Below are 19,289 nucleotides of genomic sequence, written 5' to 3' on the forward strand. Positions count from 1 at the left end.
CAAATCGGCAGACGTGACCACCCGGAACACGTAGCGTGTTCAACTCAACAGTCAGTTCGGTGAGGGTATTTATATACACCTCTACGCTGTCTGTTGGATTTGGATGAGAACGTAGGTAGATGGGCGCTGCAGGATTTGAACCCGCGACAATCTGGTCCGAAGCCAGACACTCTGTCCAGGCTGAGCTAAGCGCCCACTCATTCGAATGGAGTTGAGCGGCCATATTAAATGACGCGGTTCGTCATCCGAGTCGTTTTGGCTTCGACCGGCAGCCGGTGGTTCATACGCATCGGCGCTTCATCCTTCGATTCTCGGACAATCAAAAAGAATATTACTCGCACACTATATTGTTACATTACCTCATGAACTTCGGCGAGCTGTATTGTCTGTTGACCGAGAGTTTCCCTTTCGTCGGAGTCTCTGCGAGGGTTCGAGATGTATGATCTTGGCCCGCCGTTGGACGCCGAGGTGGAGGAGGGAACCAACCTGTTGCTCTCCGGTCCTGCGCTTTCCGGCAAAACCGGCCTCGCCTTCGACATCCTCGCCACAGGCGTCCGCAACGACGAGGGGGTTATCGTCGTCAGCAATACCGATGGCGCAAAACGTGTGTTCGAGAACCTCTCCAAGCGGTTCGATTACACCGACAGGCCCGTCGCGGTGGTCGACTGCGTCACCCGTCAACAGGGTGTCAACGAGGCCCGCGACGATCCGCAGGTCCGGTACACGTCGTCGCCGATTGATATGACCGGCGTCGGGATCAAATTCTCCGAGCTCCTCGAGGAGTTTTACGAGACGCAGGGGATTCAATACAACCGGGTCGTGCTGGACTCGTTGTCGACACTGCTCATGTACTCGGACCTCCAGACCGTCTTCCGGTTCCTCCACGTTTTTACCGGCCGGGTCCAGAGCGTCGACGGTCTCGGCCTGTACGCCATCGACTCCGGGGCACACGACGACAAAACAATGAACACGCTCAAACAGTTATTCGACGGCGTCATCGAAACCCACGAGAACGGCGAGCCAACGGCCAACCTCCCCCGGTAGCGGGGGCGTGTTGGTGTGCGTATGATTCATTCCGCGGCGTCACGTACGGGCCAGTCGATAATATAAGATGACCGACTCGACCGACACCGACATCCACATCGACGAGTTGCTCGACGCGGAGACGGTGGCCGTGGTTGGCTGTTCCGCGACGCCGGGTAAGGCGGCCCACGACGTGCCGGCGTATCTCGTCGACCGAGGGTACGATATCATCCCGATCAATCCGAACCACGACACGGTGGTAGGCCGGCAGGCCTACAACGACCTCGGGGCCGTGCCCATCGACGTTGACCTGGTCAACGTGTTCCGGCCGAGCGAGGAGGTGAGTGCCATCGCCGACGCGGTGATCGAGCGGGCGACGACCCGCGGAGACGTGTGTGGATTCTGGCTCCAACTCGGCGTCCGCGATGACGACGCGGCGGCCCGCGCCCGCGACGCCGGCCTAACCGTCGTCCAGAACCGTTGTCTCAAACGCGCCTACGGCGAGTTCAGGTGATCACGGTTAGGCGTCGGTCGGCCTCTCGCTCGCGTCGCCGTTTTCGGCGGCCTCGGCTTCGTCCTCGTCACCTGCGACCGCTTCGGCGTCAACGACGTGGACATCCGCGGTGATGGCGGCCACGTCGATGTCCTCTTTCTCGGCAAGCGCCTCGACGATAGCTCGCTGTTCTGCCAGTTCGCGGTTTATCTCGTCGACCTGATCGCGCGTCTCGACAACGGTCTGTTGCATCTCGCGGACCCGCTCCCGGAGTTGGTTCATTCGCCCGTACACGTCCTCGGCCATGTCGGTGACCTGTTGGAGCTTCTTCGCCGTGCTTCCAAGACCCATACGTTCTCTTTGCCGCGGGCCTTGTGTGTGTTTCGGGGTCATCGCCCGGACACGTCGGCCCGTGGCACCGCTTGGCGGAGCAGGAGGTAGCTGCCACAGCCGACGACGAGGTAGCCCGCGACGACGAACGGGTACGCCGGGCCGACGCTGTCGACGGCGAGTCGGGCGACGGTCGTGACCGGACTTGAGGGGAGAAGCGTCGCTCCGCCGAAGGCCGCGAGAACACCGACAGAGTAGAGAAACTGCGCGGCCCGGCGGTCGGGAGCGAGCAGGGCGATGGTCGCTCCCAGCGTGACCACCAACAGCGCCAGCGCGGCGACGACGACGAGAATGGCGACCGGGTGGCGGACGGTCGTCCCGTTGGCCCCGAGGAGGCCGATCCACAACGCGGTCTGTGCCGGGGCAAGCACTCCGGCGGCCCACACCTTACCGTCGACGATGTCGACAATCGAGATTGGCGCGGCCCGGAGAAGTTCGAGCGTCCCCCGGTCGAACTCCTCGGTCAGGGAATCGACCGTCATGGACCCGCTGATAAACACGGGGAGGAAACACAGCAGAGGGAGCAACACGGTGTAGGTGAACCCGTAGTACGGCGGCGAACGGGTCCGTGGTGGGAGGTCAAGCGGCGTCGACGACAACGACGCCGACCGATCAGCGCGCTCGCTCCGCTCGAAGGCCGACAGGGTGTCGCGCAACTGGACGACGATCACGGTCGTTTGGACGTTGTTATCGGGTGCCGTTGCCGTCACGAACACCCGGCCGGCCCGGCGGTCGGCGAGGAGAACGGCGTCGACGCTTCCCGTCTCGAACGCCGTTCGTGCCGCCGACTCGGAGTCGTACGCAACCCCCGTCATCGACGGCTGTTCGTCGACGACACGCAGGAGGTCGTCACGCGCGTCGCCGGTGACGCCGATGGTCGTCTCGAAGCCGTCGGCGCTGCCGGGATCGGACAGTGAAACGAGGCCAACGACGAGAAAGGAGGAGAATGCGGCGATGAACAGTTGGATGAGCAGGGCAAGAACGATGGTCTTCTCCGAACGAAGGGTTCGAAGCTCCCGCCGTGCGATAACGAGACGAGGGTCACGCAATGGCGGTCACCACCACGAGGTTGTACGCCGCATGAATCCCGATGGCGGGAACGAGCGCCGCCAGATACGCGTACCGACCGCGTCTCGCCCCCAGCGCGGCGACGCTTGCGGTCGTCGCGTGGAGAACAAGCGGTGCGAGCAACAGGAGGACACCGATGGCGAGTGTCGGGCCGTCGCCGACGGACACAAACGCCGCCCGCCCCAGTTCGAGGTCCGGGAGACCGACGAACTGGACGACCGCGGTGAACTTCTCGCCGAGAAAGAAGCCGAGTCCGGACAGCGCCCCGAGGCGGAGAGCGAACTCGTCGGTGCGACGGTCGGTGAACGGCCCGCGGACGGCGGCGTAGACGTGGACGCTTTTGGCCACCTCCTCAACCGTCGCGACGACGACCAGTAGGAGCGGCACCGAGACGGTCCCGGGAAGCACGAACAGGACGGCGATAGCCAGGAGTTCGGCGATAAAGACGAACGGAATCGAGAACGCGCTCAGCAACGCCACGGAGCGGGGGCGGGTGATGCGGCTGTTGAGCGCGTCGAGAAACTTCAGGGGCACCGGTCGCTGGGTGAACATGTCCTCCTCTCGGTAGACGCCGATACCGAGGGCGAAGAGAACGGTCGAGCCGACGTAGAAGGGGCCGGTCGAGAAGCAGTACTCCGCGGCCGTGACGCCGACGCCTTGGAGATCCCGGACGACGAGTGTCAGTGGCGAGATGAGCGCGATCGGCGTGACGTTCGTGAAGATGGCGGGCACGAACGCGTAGGAGGTGAGGAAAACGGAGACAAAGACGGTGACGAACGTGAGTTCCTTGAACGAGCGTGCGAACATGGCCCCGACGAACGTGGCGGCGAGAAAGAGTGTCGCGACGGGAGCGACGGCGGCGACGCTCGTCACGCCGCCGCCGATGGCGAGCGTGATGAGCGCGGTCACCGAGACGAGCAAGCCCAGATACGGGAGCGTCTTCCCCGCGACGATGGCCGACGGCGAGACGGGCGTGACCAACAGGAGTTCGCCCCGATGGTTGATCCGCTCGTTGAGGATCGTACTGCCGTACGGCTGGATGACGAAGTTCATCGGGACGAAAAAGAGAAACGCGAGAACGAGCGACGCGAACGGAAAGGGCGGCGAGATGTCGGCCGGCGACCCGGAGGAGTCACCGCCGCCCAGCAGTCCGCCCGCGGCACCGAGCGAGGGGACGCCGACCGGGCCGTCTCGTGTCGCGCCGTCCGTGTCGAGGCCGCCGCTCGGTTCGGCCGTGGTGCCGTCGCTCGGTGCCGTGTCGGTGTCGTCACCATCGGCGCTCGTCCCACCCACAGCGTCACCGTCTCCGTTGGATCCACCGCCGTCGGTCGGGGTTTCGCCACCCCGGTCGGTGTAGCGCAGGGTCACGACGACCGGGAACGCGGCCGAGGTGTTCTCCTCTGCACCCATCCGGTCGAGGTTCTGTCTCCCCACCGCGTCACGGAGCGTCGACAGCGCGGCCCGTGCTTTCGCCGAGTCGGCGACGTAGAACCGCCCATCCCGGATCACCACCTCGGTCCCCCGGCCGAGTTGGTTCGGATCCGGGGCCCGGGCGGTCAGCGCGGGGTCTTCCACGACCACGTCGTGGTACGGGCTGTCGGGGGCCACGCCGACCCGGTAGATGTCGCGGTCGAGGGCGCCGCCACCTACGAGTGCCGCGCCGCCCACGGCACCAGCCACCAGGAGCGCGAGAACGCCAAGGATCGCCGTCCGCCGGTCGAGAACGCCGACACTCCGGCGTGTCTCCCACCGGGCGATGCGGCCGACCGATCGCGCCGCCTCGCCGGCACGCCGGACGGCCGACCGGAGCCACGTCGCGGGCGACCGGTCGCTCACCGTTTCCCTCGGAGACCGTCGGTCTCGGCCGCCAGATCCAGAAAGATCTCTTCGAGGCTCGGCTCGCGGGTCCGGATATCGACCACCTCGCCCCCACGCTCGGCCGCCTGCTCCCGGATCCGCTCGACTGCGGACATATCCTCGACGGTGACGGCGTGACGGTCGCCGTCCGGTTCCGTATCGGCGTCGGGTACGGGACGGGAGGTGAACACGCGATACTCGGTGGTGCCGTACTGCTCGCGGATCTCGGGGACGGTGCCACGGGCGACGATCTCGCCGTGGTTCATGATCGCGACGCGGTCACAGACGCTCTCGACGTGGTAGAGGTTGTGTGCGCTGAACAGGACGGTCTTGCCGGCGTCGCGCAGTTCGCGGACGAACTCGAGAACGTAGTTGGTGGTCAGCGGATCCAAGCCGCTTGCGGGTTCGTCGTAGACGAGTACGTCGGGATCGTTCACCAGCGATCGCACGATGGCGACTTTGCGTTTCATCCCCTTTGACACGTCGCCGAGGCGGCGGTCGCGGTGGTCGAGTTCGAGACGATCCAAGTTCCGCTCGATCCGTTCGGTCGCGGTTTCGGCGGGCACGTCGTAGAGATCGGCGAAAAAGCGGAGATACGACCGCGCGGTCATGTCCTCGTACAACGGCGACTCCTCGGGCAGAAAGCCGAGCGACCGTCGCATCTCTGGGTCGGCGGCGTCGAACCCGGCGACGGTCGCGGCACCGGCCGTCGGGTCAACGAGGCCGGCGATCATCTTTAGGGTCGTCGTTTTGCCGGCGCCATTGGGACCGACGATGCCGAAGATCTCGCCCCGATCCACCTCGAACGTGCTCCCGACGACCGCAGGAAAGTCGCGGTAGGTCTTGCGGAGGGCCGCTGCCTCGATCATCGCCCGAACGGATGGACGGCGGGGGATTAAACGCACGGCCCGCAGAATCAGTCGTGATTCTCGCACGGCCGGGTCGGGGCGTCCCGACCCGGAACGGACCGCCTCGACTGACGAACGGTCGGCCGTCTCACCCGGCGTCGACGACGTCGACACGGTCTCGGAGCCACGCGACCGCCGCCGCGACGGCTTCGGCGTCGGTTCCCGTCAGTTTCAGCCGGTTGTGTCCCTCCGTGTTCGGGTAGCTTCCGACCGTCACGTCGAAGCGGTCACGGACGCCCGCGAGAACGTCGATCATCGATCCCTCCGGCTGTGGGGTGTACAGCGTTCTGGAAACGGTGTCGCCGCCGAACTCGGCCGCCACGAGGTCGAACAACGCACGCATCTCCGCCGGCACGCCCGGGAAAACGTAGACGTTCTCGACGACACAACCGGGGCACAGTCCCTCGGGGTTGATCAGCGGGCGACTACCCGCCGGGAGGGCGGCCCACGCGTCCACGTCGAGGTCGAGATCGAGGTCATGAGCCTCGACGAGGTCAGGGCTGCGTTCCCGGTAGGCCGCTGCCGTCTCGGTCACGTCCTCCCGAACGGCGGGGTCGACTGTGAGGCCGCGGCCGAACGCGTCGGCGACGGCCGTTGCGGTCACATCGTCGTGGGTTCCACCGAGGCCGCCGGTGACGACGACGGCGTCGAAGGATTCGCGCCAGCCGCGGACGACGGCCGCGATGGCATCGCGGTCATCCGGGAGGGTGAGAATCCGCTCAACCGTCGCGCCAGCGTCGGTGAGTCGGCCGGCGAGCCACGTCGCGTTCGTGTTCTCCGTATCGCCCGCCAGTACCTCGTCGCCGACGGTGAGGATGGCGACTTCCATCGGTTGGGACCTCGTTGAGAGCGAATAAAAAGCACCCGTCTCGATCACGGCCCGTCGGACGCCATCCCGTCCGCTGTCCGGAGACACACGCCGGGCGAGCGTCCGCGCCGACACGCCCGACGGCGCACCCGAGAGAAGCAGGCGGTCCCGCTCGGGGGACGGGGGTGTCACCGTAGCCCCCGGCATCGTCGGTCCGGTGACGGCCCGGACGAACACCCAGACACCGGCACAACCCGCCGTCGAGGACGGGCAGGCAACGGAGCCTCTCGGGGACGGGGGGCTGTCGACCACACAGCCCTCGGTGGCCGGTCGGCCACCGCGTTATGACGTGGGGGTGGCGGGCCGGTATCGTTCCGTCGAATTACTCGTACTCGTAGAAGCCCCGGCCCGTTTTTCGGCCGAGATCACCGGCGTCGACCTTCCGCTTGAGCAGATAGGGCGGCTTGTACCGGTCGCCGAGTTCCTCGGCCAGCGTCTGGCTGGCGTCGAGACAGACGTCGAGGCCGATGTGGTCGGCGAGTTCGAGCGGTCCCATCGGGACGTTCGTGCCGAGTTTCAGGCCGGCGTCCATGTCCGCTTTGCCCGCGACACCCTCGTCGTAGGCACGGATCCCCTCGTTGATCCACGGCATCAGCACTCGGTTGACGACAAAGCCCGGTTTGTCGTCGGATTCCCACGTCGTCTTCCCGAGGTCCTCGGCGAAGTCGTGTGAGAGAGCGACGGTTTCGGGGCTCGTGCGCTCGCCGACGACGAGTTCGAGACCCTCCATGATCGGTGCGGGGTTCATAAAGTGGAGACCGACGACGAGTTCGGGGCGGTCGGTCGCCGAGGCGATGGTGGTGATCGAGAGCGTCGACGTGTTGGTCGCCACCACGACGTCGTCGTCGACGATGGCATCGAGGTCGGCGAAGATGTCCCGCTTGATCTCCATGTTCTCGATAACGGCCTCGACCACGTAGTCGCAGTCGGCCAGGTCGTCAAGGTCGGTCGTCCCGGTAACCCGGTCGGCGGCCGTGTCGGCCTCCGAGCGCGACAACTGTTCTTTCTCGACGAATCGGGAGAGGCTGTCGTCGATGCGGTCAAGCCCCTCGTCGATCAGCGACCGCTCGATGTCCCGCATCACGACGTCGTAGTCGGCGGTCGCGGCAACCTGTGCGATGCCGCTTCCCATCGTCCCAGCGCCGACGACACCGACGGTGTCGATATCCTGTAGGTCACGCATGGTCACTCCTCCGCGTGGTAGGGTTGTAAGGGTAGCGTCCCGTCGGACCGGTCGCCGGAGCCCGGACGGGCCCCGCTCCGTACACTCGGCTCACCCACGACCCGCGACCCGCGAGTTCGACCGGCAAAGGCGAGCCCCCGGTTCGTGGGGGCGGTGTGCCGATGCGGGCAGGCACGTGTGACCCGATTTATCAAAAAAACCATGACACTCAATTTAGAAGTCATTATTACGTGCAGACGACCAACACCCGATGTGAGTGGCACCACAGTGCGGGACACGTACCAACAACTGCTCGAGGGGGTGGCCGACCACGCGTTGTTCATGCTCGGCGCCGAGGGACACATCTCGATGTGGCCCGAGGTCGCACAGCGCTTCTACGGCTACGACGCCGACGATATCACCGGCCGTCGACTGGGGATGCTCTTTGCCGAGGAACGGGGGGAGCCACCTCCCGCAGAGGATCTGCTCGCCGAGACGACGGACGGACCCGTCGAGTCCAACAGGTGGCACGAACGAGCCGACGGGTCGGTGTTTTGGGGCACCTGCACGATTTCGTCGTTGTCGGACGAGGAGTTCGACGGCTACGCGGTCATCGTCCAAGACACGACCACGCGAAAACAACACGAGCGGATGCTCGAACGACAGAACGATCGGCTGAAGGAGTTCACAGACATTCTCAGCCACGACCTTCGAAACCCGCTCAACGTCCTCAGCGGCCACCTGAATCAGTACAAGCGGACCGGCGACGACAAACACATCGAGGTGATCGAGCGGACGACCGACCGGATGGAGCGACTCGTCGATGACCTGCTCCGTGTGGCCAGACAAGGGCAGGTGGTCGAACAGCCCGAACCGACCGACATCGGCACCGTTCTCGAGATCGCCAGAACGGGTGCGCTCCCCGAGACGGCGACACTCCGGTACGAGGCGGTCCCGAGGGTGATGGCCGACCCCGACCGGCTGGTGCAGGTGTTCGAGAACCTGTTACGGAACAGCGCCGAACACGGCGGTGACGATGTCACCGTCCGGATCGGGGCGCTTCAGCACGGCTTCTACGTCGAAGACGACGGTCCCGGTATTCCCGAGGGTGATCGCGACCGGGTGTTCGACCACGGGTACACGGCCCGTGAGGACGGGACGGGGTACGGTCTCTCTGTGGTTCGGTCCGTCATTGGCGCTCACGGCTGGGACGTTTCGGTGGTTGACACGGACCACGGCGGTGCTCGGTTCGAGGTCACGGCCATCGAGTTCGTCGACAGCGAGTAGGACGACCCGGGGCCGTGGGGAGCGTGTCGATCCACAGCATCCGTCGCCGTCCCGCCTCAACGGTGGCCTCCCCATCGTGTCGACACCGCGGGGTGTCGCCCGCTCGCTCCGACCCCACACGCCCGGCGTGTCCCGTGTCGGGTCGTGGCTTCCGACGAACCCGACCCTCGACGAGCCGGCGCCACTCGAAACCGCACCGCCGACCACACGCTTTATGTGGTATTTTGCCGGAACGTTTGAGTACATGATCCCCGGCGCCGACTCCGCGATCACCCGCGACGGCAAGGCACTGATTCTCGCGTACGACCACGGCCTCGAGCACGGACCGGTCGACTTCGATTCGGTTCCCGAAACCAGCGACCCGGCGACCGTGTTCGACGTCGGCACCCATGATGCCGTGACGGCTGTCGCCGTCCAGAAGGGTGTCGCCGAGGCGTACTACCCGTCCTACGAGAACGACGTAACGCTTCTGGCGAAGCTCAACGGCACGAGTAATCTCTGGATGGGCGAACCCGACTCGGCGGTCAACTGGTCGGTCGAGTACGCGGCCGAGGTTGGGGCCGACGCCATCGGCTTCACGTTGTACGGTGGCTCCAACCACGAGGTCGACATGGCCGAGGAGTTCCGTGACGCACAGGAGGCGGCCCGCGACCACGACATGGGCGTCGTGATGTGGTCGTATCCACGCGGACAGGGGTTGAGAGACGACACGAGCCCCGAAACCATCGCCTACGCCACCCGCCTCGGGCTGGAACTCGGTGCGGACATCGCGAAGGTGAAGTATCCCGGCTCCGCGGACGCGATGGAGTGGGCCGTGGACAACGCGGGGGAGATGAAGGTCGTCATGAGCGGCGGATCGAAAACCAGCGACGAGGCGTTTCTCTCGACGGTCGCCGAGGCGGTCAGCGCCGGCGCGTCGGGGCTCGCGGTGGGGCGCAACGTGTTCCAGCGGGAGAACCCCGAGGCTCTCCTCGACGGTCTCGAAGCCGTCATCTTCGAGGAGGCGTCCGTCGACGAGGCGCTGGCGACGAACGACGCCCTCGTGGCCGACGACTGATGGACCGATCCGACACGGTCGCGGCGGTACGCGAGACGCTGGCCGCGGCAGCGCCCGGTGTTCGGGCCGGTCTCCCCGGCCGCCGCGAGAAGGGCGAGGAGAAAAACCCCTCCGGGGACCGGCGGCTGGCCGCCGACGAGTACGCCGACGACCTCCTAGAGGAGCGACTCGGCGGCATCGACGGCGTCGGCGAGTACGCCAGCGAGGAGCAACGCGGCGTCGTCGACGTCGGCGAGGGACTTTCGGTCGCCGTCGACCCGCTTGATGGCTCCTCGAACCTCAAACCCAACAACGTCATGGGGACCATCGTCGGCGTTTACGACGCGCCTCTCCCCGCCCGCGGCCGGGATCTGATCGCCGCGGGCTACGTTCTTTATGGCCCGATCACGACCATGGCATTCGCCCACGCGGGATCGGTCACGGAGTACCTGATCGAGAACGGATCGGCGACACCGCTCCGCGAGGCCGTCACCCTCCCCGACGACCCGACGGTGTACGGCTTCGGCGGGCGCGTTCCGGACTGGCCGAGGAAGTTCGCCGCGTACGCCGAGGAGATCGAATCCGAACTCAAGCTCCGGTACGGCGGGGCGATGATCGGCGACGTGAATCAGGTGCTCACCTACGGCGGCGTGTTCGCGTACCCCACACTGGAATCGGCGCCGTCGGGCAAACTCCGGCTCCAGTTCGAAGGGAACCCGGTGGGCTACGTGATCGAGTCGGCCGGCGGCCGGGCGTCCGACGGAACGGGATCGGTACTCGACGTCGACCCGGACGGTCTCCACGACCGAACGCCGGTGTATATGGGTAACGCGTCACTGGTCGACCGGCTGGAATCGACACTCGAGTAAGGCTACAATGGCTCGTTGACCGGTGGAAACGAGTCATTTCCACGGTGTAAGCGGCGTATACTCATTTTTATGGTGTGCCACCGATAACGCATGGCAACGAGTGACCCCGGTCGGGCCGCGGAATCCGAGACGGTTGGCCCGGCGGTCGGCGGTGCGCTGGCCTCCCGCGTCGCCACCCTGACGACGACCTACGCCACGCCGCTCTGGGCCGCCGTCGTCGTCGGATCGGTTCTAGACGCCGTACTCACCGTCTACGGCATCGGTATCGGTCTGACCGAGCGCAACCCCGTCGCCGCCGGCCTCATCGCGAGCATCGGCGTCGTCCCCGCCATCGCGCTCCTAAAGGGGGCGGCACTCGCCGTCGCCGTCGGTGGCTGGGTTCTGCTTCCCGAATCCGTCCGCGGACTCGTCCCCGCCGCACTGGCGGTCCCGTGGCTCGGCGCGGCGGCAGTGAACGTTCTCACGATCGGTGTCGTGTTGGCGTGAGTCGCGGACCACGGCGGCAGTGGCGTGGCCCGGCATGGTGTGGCGTGAGCCGTGACGCGTCTGTCAGGTCGAAAAGACTGTATTCATCGGGGGTGAATCGGACACCAGATGCCGGACATCAACCCGTTCGAGAGCCTGAAAGAACAGATCGATGACGCGGCCGCCTACGTTGATGCCGGCGACGGCGTGATCGGCCGGCTCAAACACCCGGAGCGCGTGCTGTCGACGACGCTTTCGGTGGATATGGACGACGGATCGATCGAACAGTTCGACGCCTACCGGGTGCAGTTCAACGGCGACCGCGGACCGTACAAGGGCGGGATCCGGTACCACCCGAACGTCACCGAGGACGAGGTGCGGGCGCTCGCCGGATGGATGACGTACAAGTGTGCCGTGGTGGACATCCCGTACGGCGGCGCAAAAGGCGGCATCGCGTTCGACCCACGGGGCTACTCCGCGGGCGAACTCGAACGGATCACGCGCGCGTTCGCCGTCGAACTCCGGCCGCTCATCGGTGCGGAGCGCGACATCCCCGCGCCCGACGTGAACACCGGGCAACGGGAGATGAACTGGATCAAAGACACCTACGAAACCTTGGAACGGACGTCCGAACCCGGCGTCGTCACCGGAAAGGCTCCGTCTTCGGGGGGAAGCGCCGGCCGTGTCGCGGCGACGGGCCGGTCGACGATGCTCACCGCCCGGGAGGCCTTCGACTACCTCGGCCGGGGCATCGACGGTGCGACGGTCGCGGTACAGGGGTTCGGCAACGCTGGATCGGTCGCAGCGAGACTCCTCGACGATGTCGGCGCGTCGGTCGTCGCCGTCAGCGACTCGCGGGGCGGCGTCTACGCCACGGACGGACTCGACATCGGTGCGGTGACGACACACAAGCGGGAGACCGGCGCAGTCGGTGGATTTGCCGGCGCGGATCGCGAACTGTCGAACGAGGAACTGCTCGCCGCCGATGTCGACCTCCTGGTGCCGGCGGCTCTGGAGAACGCCGTCGATGCGGCAACCGCCCGCGACGTGCGGGCCGACGTGATCGTCGAAGCGGCGAACGGCCCGCTGACTCCCGACGCCGATAACGTCCTCACCGACCGCGATGTCTACGTCTTTCCCGACATTCTCGCCAACGCCGGGGGCGTGACCGTCTCTTACTTCGAGTGGGTGCAGAACCGACAACAGTTCTCGTGGACTGAGGCCCGCGTCAACGACGAACTCGAACGGGTCATCACCGAGGCGTTCGACCGACTGGTCGAGGCCTACGAGTCCTACGACGTGCCGGACATCCGAACCGCGGCGTACGTCGTTGCCCTCGAACGGGTGATCGACGCCTTCACCGACGCGGGCAACTGGCCCTAAACCGAGCGATCCGTCCCGGGGGATTCAAGACGACGCGGGTGGCTCACACAGGTAATGTTGGAGGACCACCTCATCAGCGCGGCCCACCTCTCTCGGGACGACATCGAGGCGGTGCTCGACCGCGCCGAATCGGTCGATTCCGCGGGGAGAGCAGGCCACGGGAGTCACGACGGCCACGTTCTCGCGCTCTGCTTTTTCGAGCCGAGCACCCGGACGAAGATGAGTTTCGAGTCGGCGATGAAGCGCCTCGGCGGCGAGACGATCGACATGGGGTCGGTCGAGTCCTCGTCCGTAAAAAAAGGCGAAAGCCTCGCCGACACCGTCCGCGTGATCGAGGGGTACGCCGACGCGATGGTGCTTCGCCACCCGAGCGAGGGCTCCGCGAAACTCGCCTCCGAGTTCGTCGATGTCCCCTTGGTGAACGCGGGCGACGGGGCGGGCCAGCACCCGAGTCAAACGCTGCTCGACCTGTATACGATCCGCGAGAACGCCGGTCTCGACGGCATCACCGTGGGGATCATGGGTGATCTGAAGTACGGCCGGACCGTCCACTCGCTGGCCCACGCCCTGACCAACTTCGATGTGCGTCAACATTTCATCAGTCCGGAGAGTCTGCGTCTCCCCCGGAACGTCCGATACGACCTCCACGAGGCGGGCGCGCAGGTCCGCGAACACACCGGTCTTGAGGAGGTACTTCCGGAGTTGGACGTGTTGTACGTCACACGCATCCAGCGCGAACGCTTCCCCGAGGAACGGGAGTACCGCGCCGTCGCCGGCGAGTACCGCATCGACAACGGGACGCTGTCGGACGCTCACCCCGATCTGACCGTGATGCATCCGCTCCCACGGGTCGACGAGATCGCACCGGAGGTCGACGAGACGGCGCGTGCGAGGTATTTCGAACAGGCACACAACGGCGTCCCCGTCCGCATGGCGCTACTGGACATCCTGCTTGGAGGCGACCGATGAGCGACACGAACGAGGAACTCCGCGTCAGCAAGATCCGCGACGGCACCGTTATCGACCACGTCACCGGCGGGCAGGCGTTGAACGTGCTCGCAATCCTGGGCATCGACGGGGAGGGCGATGAGACGGTCAGCATCGGGATGAACGTCCCCAGCGACAAATTGGGTCGAAAGGACGTGGTGAAAGTGGAGGGACGCGAACTCAGTCAGTCGGAGGTCGACGTGCTCTCGTTGATCGCCCCCGAAGCGACGATCAATATCATCCGCGACTTCGACGTGGTCGACAAAAACCGGGTGGAACGCACCACCTCGGTGACAGGCATTCTGGTCTGTCCGAACCACAACTGCATCACGAACGCCGACGAACCCGTCCGAACCGAGTTCGAGGTGTTCGACAACGGCGTTCGGTGCTCGTACTGTGGCACCATCGTCCGCGAAGGCGATGTGGCAGAGCGTATCGACGCCCGGGGTGTAGGCGAAACCGCTTTGTGAGCGGTGGTCCAACGACATGACATGTCCGGTAAGACGAAGTTCATCCTCGTGTTGGCACTGCTTGCGATCGGCTACGTCCTGCTCTCGGGCGATAAGAACCCCGTGGAAGTCGACGTCGACGAGTAACGACCGCCCGGTTTTTAATGCGGTTCGCCCACCGCGCCATTTACCCGCTACGCGCTCGTACTGCCAGACGACCGGCATGTACGGGGTCGTCACGCGAAACGCCGAGGAACTGGAGTGGTCGACCTTCGACACCGGCTTCTACGAGGTGAAAGACGTGACCGGCCGGGCGGCGGCCCCACTCTCGACGGGTGTCAACATGGTGTCGACGTTCGGCGACAACGCCGCCGTCGGCGACGACACTGATATGGCCGCTGTCGACGCCGAGGGGCGGCCCGCGACCCGCGACAGACCCTACTTCGACTGGTCGTACGTCTGCCCGACCCACGACCGGTACCGCGAGGGCGTTCTCGAAATCGTCGAGGACTGTGTCGCCGAATCGCCGGACCTCCGACTCGACGACGTGGGCTTTCCCCGCGACGGCTACTGTCGGTGTGAGCGCTGTGACCGCCGCTTCGCCGAGAGTGGATTCGGCGACCGCAAGGACTGGCGTGCCTCCGTCGTCACCGACTTCGTTACCGCGGTCCGGGAACGGGTTCCCGGCGACCTCTATCTCACCTGCTACCCGGATCCGTACCCCGGTCACCTCCGGGCCCGGAGCGGCCTCGACATCGAGGCGCTCGCCCCACACGTCGAGGAGTTCGTCGCACCCATCTACGACACCGCCTACGGGACCACCTACTGGCTCGAGACCATCGCCAACGGGTTCGAGAGCCGTCTGGCCGGCCTCGACGCCCGCTTGGGCGTCGAACTGTACGCCGTCGAGGTGGATGTCGACGCCCTCGTCGACGCGACGACGGTTGCGGAGGCGTACGCCGACGCCGTCTACTTCGGCTACGACGCCTCGAACACCGCGGCGGCGATCCGTCGGCTCCGGGCCGACCGTCGTGACGGTGTCACACACGGCGACGAGGGGTCCGAGTGATCACAACGGGCCGTAGGAGAGCGCCCAGACGACGACGATGCCGAGAATGAACACGAGCATCGCAAACAACGTGAGCGCAAAGAGCAGGCGACCGGTCGTCATACGTTTTCACCGATCGGCAGCCGCATAACGGCACCGCTCATCCGAACAGCCTCCCGACGGCATCGACGGTGGTTCCCGGACCGTCCGGAACGGTGACCCGACCGCCCGCAACAGGGATCGGGTCGGGGACCAGGTCGGCTTCGAGGGCGTCCCCCGTCGCCAGCCCGCAGGCCCGAACGGCGGGGATGGCGGCTGCGGCGTGGGCCGCGGCCGTTCGGGCGATTGCGGCGTCGACGGTGGTCGTGACGACGGGATCGACGCCCGCCGCACATGCGTCGCGTGCGACCCGGACGGTGCGGGCTGGCCCGCCGAGCGCCATCGGCTTCAAAACGAGAACGTCCGCCGCGTCGGCGGCGAGGACCGCCGCCGGCGACCGCTCGGCCAGCGTCTCGTCGAGTGCAACCTCGACCCCGCGGTCACGGAGGGCAGCGTGGCCGGCGAGGTCGGCCGCTGCAAGCGGCTGTTCGAGATAGGAGAGATCGATTCCGGCGAGCGCGTCGATTGCCTCGTGGGCCGTTTCGCGGTCCCACGCGCCGTTGGCGTCTGCCCGGAGGTCGACCGACCCGACGGCCGCTCGCACCGCCCGAAGCCGCGCCACATCGCGTTCCAAATCGCCGACGCCGACTTTCATCTTCAGGCAGTCGAAGCCGGCGTCGACGGCCTCGCGTGCGGCCTCGACAGTCTCCGCGACCGACGCGTCGCCGATGGTCGCGTTAACCGGAACCGACGTGGCCGGCTCCGCGGCGAGAAGCGCGGCCAACGACCGTCCGGTGTCCCGGCTGCGGGCGTCGAGAACGGCCAGTTCGACGGCGTGTCTGGCCGCGGGCGCGTCGGCCAACGGGTCGGTGACGGCGTCAGGAGCCCCGGACAACGGGTCGGGCGGCACGTCGTCGGTGCCGTTGAGGACGACCGGCGCGCCGCCACCGTCCAGTGCGGCGTCAACGGCATCGAGCGCCCGTCGACACGCCGGAAGCGACTCCGTCCAGCCGGGGAGCGGCGTCGCCTCGCCGATGCCCCGCCCGATCCGGATCAGAATCCCCTCACGGCGCTCGATCGTTCCGCGTGCGGTATCGAGCGGGTTGGCGAGCGCGAGCGAAAAGTCACGACGGTCCATCAGAATCCCACCGCGAGTCCGACCCCGAAGAGGCCGGCGTGTGCCGCGAGCAGTTTGCCGGTGCGTTCCAGCGCGGGGTTGAGCGCCTCGCCGGAGGTGCGGGTGCAGACGGTCCGGCCGACCGACGCGGCGAGTGGAACGGTCAGGAGAGGGAGACAGACAACGGGAGCGACAGAAAAGCCGAGCCACACCACGGGCGGGACGAGGTAGGCCAGCGCCAGGAGGGCGACGTACTGGACGCGGCTCCAACGGTAGCCGACACGGACTGCGAGGGTTCGCTTGCCGGTCTCGGCGTCGGTTTCCATGTCGCGGACGTTGTTGACGACGAGGATCGCCGTCGACAGCGCGGCGACGGGGAGACTGGCGACGACCGCGACGGTCGGGACCGTCTCCGGCGGCACGGTCACCGGGAGCGGTTCCGACAGTACCGCCGCCGCCTGGACGTAGTACGTGCCGGTGACGGCGACGAGCCCGAAAAAGACGAACACAAAGACGTCGCCGAGCCCGTGGTAGCCAAGCGGGTATGGACCGCCGGTGTAGGCGAGACCGGCGGCCACGGAGACCAGCCCGACGATCAGGATCGGTAGGCCGCCAACGTAAACAAGCGTCGTGCCGACGAGGATCGCCGCCCCGAAGGTGAGGTAGGTGGCCCGCTTGACCGCCTCGGGGGCGATGAGTCCCGACTGTGTCACCCGCGTGAACCCCTCGCGGCCGTCGGTGTCCGCGCCCTTAACCGCATCGTAGTAGTCGTTGGCGAAGTTGGTGCCGATCTGTATCAGCGCGGCCCCCACGAACGCGGCGGCGGCGGCCAGCGGGTGGGCGACGCCCCGTCCGACCGCCAGCCCGACACCGACGGCGACCGGGGCCGCGGCCGCCGGGAGCGTTTGTGGCCGTGCGGCCATCACCCACGCCCGTCGCCGCCCGATTTCCTCCGTACTCATCGTCCGATCGTGAGAACGCCAGCGGCGTAAAGCCTCCCGGTTCGGGACGGGGTCACCACCAGAACCGGAACAACACGTAGAAGGTCGCGTACGCACCGACCGTCGAGAGGATCGGCACCACGTTCTGCATGAGAACGACCCGACCCGTTGTCTCGGGGTTGAACAGTTCGGCCGCACTCGGCGTCTCCGACGGGTCTTCCTCGCCGATGTCGGGCGTCTCCTCGCCCGGCTCCTCGGCCGTCAGCGCCCCGACCGAGACGTTCGGCTTCTTTTCGCCGCGCACCCCCTCGGAGACGGTGATCGACCGCGTCGCCCGGCCCCACCCCAGTCCGACGATTGACATCGTCGCGATGATGACGAAGGAGGCGGGTATACCGATAGCCGAGAGACCGATGACGATACCCGAGGAGATGATCGCGACGACGATGGCCGCCGTCAGCGGCAGATCGGTGATGTCGTTGCCGAGGGTGTCGAGCGTTCGACGTGCGATGGTGACCGCACCGAGCGTGACCGCCCCACAGCCGAGCAGAATGAGGAGGTTCAGATCCACGCCCGCGCCGTACAACGGTGCGATGGCGTTTGCGATGTTCGAGGTGCCCGAGGAGAAGGCCATCAGACAGCCAATGGCGATGACGACCATCGCGCCGACGGCCTCGCGTCGTGTCGTGTTCGGTCCCAGTTTCGGCGTCGGGACGGCTCCCGACCGATCGAGTGTCAGAAGCGCCCCGTCGGTGCTCTCGATGGCGACCCAGCGGTTGATACGCGGGTAAAAGTACCGTCCGACAACGCCGGAAACCCAGAAGCCAACGAGAGGAGCGACGATCCACCAGACGGCGATTTCACCCATAATGGCCCAGTTGAGTTCACCCGCCGCGACGCCGAGGCCGGCGATGGCCCCGACGGCCGTCATCGACGTCGAGGCGGGGACGCCGGCGTAGTTGCCGACGAACAACGCCCCGCCAATAAAAAACAGGACGACGATACTGCTCTCGATGGTGAACACGCCGGGGTCGGTGACGAGTTCCCGGCCGAGCGTGTTGACTACCCGCCGGCCGATGGTCCACGACCCGATGAAAAAGAACCCCGACATGAGCACGCCGGCGGCGAGTTTCGAGACGACGCCTGCGCCGACCGCCGGCCCGAACGCCGGTCCCGTGTTCGAGCCACCGATGTTGAACCCGACGAACAGGGCAACGCCGAAGCCGACAAACAGGAGTGCGCCGATCATGCGTGAGCGTCGGCTACCGGTCGTGTGGCCCTCATCGTTTCGCTTCCGGCTCGTCGCCCTCGCCGTCGATTTCGTCGGCCCGGGGACGGCGGTCGACGCGTTCGTTCACCTGTTTTAGCTGCTCGATGATGTCGTCCATCTCCTCGGAGACCGTCCGCTCGACGTTCTCGGTGACGGTCCGTTCGACCTCCTCCGACACCTCCTCGGTGATCGTCTCCTCGACGTTTTCGGCGACCTCCTCCGACACCTCCTCGGTGATCGTCTCTTCGACTTTCTCCGTCATCTCCCGTGTCATCCATTCGGGATCGAACCGCGACATCTTCCAGACGACGTGGATGGCGTACGAGACGAGCGTCCCGATACCGAACGCGACCCCAACTCCGGTGCCGATCAGAAGAATGAGCGCGACGGACAACAGAATAACCAGACCGTACGCGAGGTCGACTAAAAAATCGACACGATTAGGCTTCATATATTATCACGCATGTGAACTTTGTCGCCCGCACATATACTATCTCTCTTTCGGTCGTTGCGTGTGTGATCGGCCGTCGGAGCGCCGTCCGGCGGTCGGAGGCCTCGCGTCCGTTCCC

General features: G+C 66.2%; 20 protein-coding genes and 1 tRNA gene. 10 read left to right on the forward strand and 11 right to left on the reverse strand.

The window, feature by feature from the left end; genetic code table 11:
- Positions 1–120: 120 nt before the first annotated feature.
- A tRNA-Arg gene (locus Q0925_RS07010) sits at positions 121–195 on the reverse strand.
- A 240-nt stretch (positions 196–435) separates the two neighbouring features.
- Between Q0925_RS07010 and Q0925_RS07015 the strand changes: the two genes are divergently transcribed.
- Both Q0925_RS07015 and Q0925_RS07020 read left to right on the forward strand, forming a co-directional pair.
- A complete protein-coding gene (locus Q0925_RS07015) occupies positions 436–1,044 on the forward strand; it encodes an RAD55 family ATPase (protein WP_299333305.1) in 609 nt (202 codons plus the stop codon).
- 67 nt (positions 1,045–1,111) lie between these two features.
- On the forward strand, positions 1,112–1,537 hold the full coding sequence (locus Q0925_RS07020; protein WP_299333308.1) for a CoA-binding protein: 426 nt from the start codon (positions 1,112–1,114) through the stop codon (positions 1,535–1,537).
- A gap of 6 nt (positions 1,538–1,543) precedes the next feature.
- Here the strand turns inward: Q0925_RS07020 and Q0925_RS07025 are convergent, their stop codons facing one another.
- The 6 genes from Q0925_RS07025 to Q0925_RS07050 all read right to left on the reverse strand — a co-directional run bounded on the left by Q0925_RS07025 (position 1,544) and on the right by Q0925_RS07050 (position 7,790).
- Positions 1,544–1,867: a DUF5798 family protein gene (locus Q0925_RS07025; protein ID WP_299333311.1), complete on the reverse strand. Its 324-nt coding sequence runs from the start codon at positions 1,865–1,867 to the stop codon at positions 1,544–1,546.
- Positions 1,868–1,905: 38 nt separating this feature from the next.
- Entirely contained in the window at positions 1,906–2,955 is a 1,050-nt protein-coding gene (locus tag Q0925_RS07030; protein WP_299333314.1) for an ABC transporter permease, read from the reverse strand.
- On the reverse strand, positions 2,948–4,810 hold the full coding sequence (locus Q0925_RS07035; RefSeq protein ID WP_299333317.1) for a PrsW family intramembrane metalloprotease: 1,863 nt from the start codon (positions 4,808–4,810) through the stop codon (positions 2,948–2,950). Before Q0925_RS07035 ends, Q0925_RS07030 begins: the two co-directional genes overlap by 8 nt.
- The gene (locus Q0925_RS07040) at positions 4,807–5,700 is read right to left on the reverse strand and encodes an ABC transporter ATP-binding protein (protein ID WP_299333320.1); all 894 of its coding nucleotides are present in this window, start codon (positions 5,698–5,700) and stop codon (positions 4,807–4,809) included. Before Q0925_RS07040 ends, Q0925_RS07035 begins: the two co-directional genes overlap by 4 nt.
- Positions 5,701–5,827: 127 nt before the next feature.
- A complete protein-coding gene (locus Q0925_RS07045) occupies positions 5,828–6,568 on the reverse strand; it encodes a competence/damage-inducible protein A (protein ID WP_299333323.1) in 741 nt (246 codons plus the stop codon).
- Between the two features lie 361 nt (positions 6,569–6,929).
- Positions 6,930–7,790: a 3-hydroxyacyl-CoA dehydrogenase family protein gene (locus Q0925_RS07050; RefSeq protein ID WP_299333326.1), complete on the reverse strand. Its 861-nt coding sequence runs from the start codon at positions 7,788–7,790 to the stop codon at positions 6,930–6,932.
- Between the two features lie 252 nt (positions 7,791–8,042).
- Between Q0925_RS07050 and Q0925_RS07055 the strand changes: the two genes are divergently transcribed.
- The 8 genes from Q0925_RS07055 (at position 8,043) to Q0925_RS07090 (ending at position 15,314) form a co-directional block, all read left to right on the forward strand.
- Positions 8,043–9,056, forward strand: coding sequence for a two-component system sensor histidine kinase NtrB (locus tag Q0925_RS07055; protein WP_299333329.1), 1,014 nt, complete (start codon positions 8,043–8,045; stop codon positions 9,054–9,056).
- Positions 9,057–9,300: 244 nt separating this feature from the next.
- On the forward strand, positions 9,301–10,113 hold the full coding sequence (locus Q0925_RS07060) for a class I fructose-bisphosphate aldolase (RefSeq protein WP_299333332.1): 813 nt from the start codon (positions 9,301–9,303) through the stop codon (positions 10,111–10,113).
- Positions 10,113–10,961: a class 1 fructose-bisphosphatase gene (locus Q0925_RS07065; RefSeq protein ID WP_299333334.1), complete on the forward strand. Its 849-nt coding sequence runs from the start codon at positions 10,113–10,115 to the stop codon at positions 10,959–10,961. The genes Q0925_RS07060 and Q0925_RS07065 overlap by 1 nt, the downstream gene beginning before the upstream one ends.
- Before the next feature lie 90 nt (positions 10,962–11,051).
- Positions 11,052–11,447, forward strand: a complete 396-nt coding sequence (locus Q0925_RS07070) for a hypothetical protein (RefSeq protein ID WP_299333336.1) — start codon at positions 11,052–11,054, stop codon at positions 11,445–11,447.
- A 108-nt stretch (positions 11,448–11,555) separates the two neighbouring features.
- Entirely contained in the window at positions 11,556–12,809 is a 1,254-nt protein-coding gene (locus Q0925_RS07075; protein WP_299333339.1) for a Glu/Leu/Phe/Val family dehydrogenase, read from the forward strand.
- A gap of 54 nt (positions 12,810–12,863) precedes the next feature.
- On the forward strand, positions 12,864–13,778 hold the full coding sequence (gene pyrB / locus Q0925_RS07080) for an aspartate carbamoyltransferase (protein ID WP_299333342.1): 915 nt from the start codon (positions 12,864–12,866) through the stop codon (positions 13,776–13,778).
- Positions 13,775–14,266, forward strand: coding sequence for an aspartate carbamoyltransferase regulatory subunit (pyrI, locus tag Q0925_RS07085; protein WP_299333345.1), 492 nt, complete (start codon positions 13,775–13,777; stop codon positions 14,264–14,266). The genes pyrB and pyrI overlap by 4 nt, the downstream gene beginning before the upstream one ends.
- A 202-nt stretch (positions 14,267–14,468) precedes the next feature.
- Positions 14,469–15,314 carry a hypothetical protein gene (locus tag Q0925_RS07090; RefSeq protein WP_299333347.1) on the forward strand — a complete coding sequence of 282 codons (846 nt, stop codon included), beginning with the start codon at positions 14,469–14,471 and terminating at the stop codon, positions 15,312–15,314.
- Positions 15,315–15,453: 139 nt separating this feature from the next.
- Here Q0925_RS07090 and Q0925_RS07095 read toward each other — a convergent pair whose 3' ends face one another.
- Genes Q0925_RS07095 through Q0925_RS07110 form a run of 4 tightly spaced genes read right to left on the reverse strand, consistent with a single transcriptional unit; the run spans position 15,454 to position 19,171 of the window.
- The gene (locus Q0925_RS07095) at positions 15,454–16,530 is read right to left on the reverse strand and encodes a mandelate racemase/muconate lactonizing enzyme family protein (RefSeq protein ID WP_299333349.1); all 1,077 of its coding nucleotides are present in this window, start codon (positions 16,528–16,530) and stop codon (positions 15,454–15,456) included.
- Positions 16,530–17,471: a 1,4-dihydroxy-2-naphthoate polyprenyltransferase gene (locus Q0925_RS07100; protein WP_299333351.1), complete on the reverse strand. Its 942-nt coding sequence runs from the start codon at positions 17,469–17,471 to the stop codon at positions 16,530–16,532. Before Q0925_RS07100 ends, Q0925_RS07095 begins: the two co-directional genes overlap by 1 nt.
- Positions 17,472–17,523: 52 nt before the next feature.
- Complete coding sequence (locus tag Q0925_RS07105) at positions 17,524–18,699, reverse strand: inorganic phosphate transporter (protein ID WP_299333354.1); 1,176 nt, start codon at positions 18,697–18,699, stop codon at positions 17,524–17,526.
- A gap of 31 nt (positions 18,700–18,730) precedes the next feature.
- On the reverse strand, positions 18,731–19,171 hold the full coding sequence (locus Q0925_RS07110) for a hypothetical protein (RefSeq protein ID WP_299333356.1): 441 nt from the start codon (positions 19,169–19,171) through the stop codon (positions 18,731–18,733).
- Positions 19,172–19,289 lie beyond the last annotated feature (118 nt).

The organism is Haloplanus sp. (assembly GCF_028275055.1).
GTDB lineage: Archaea > Halobacteriota > Halobacteria > Halobacteriales > Haloferacaceae > Haloplanus.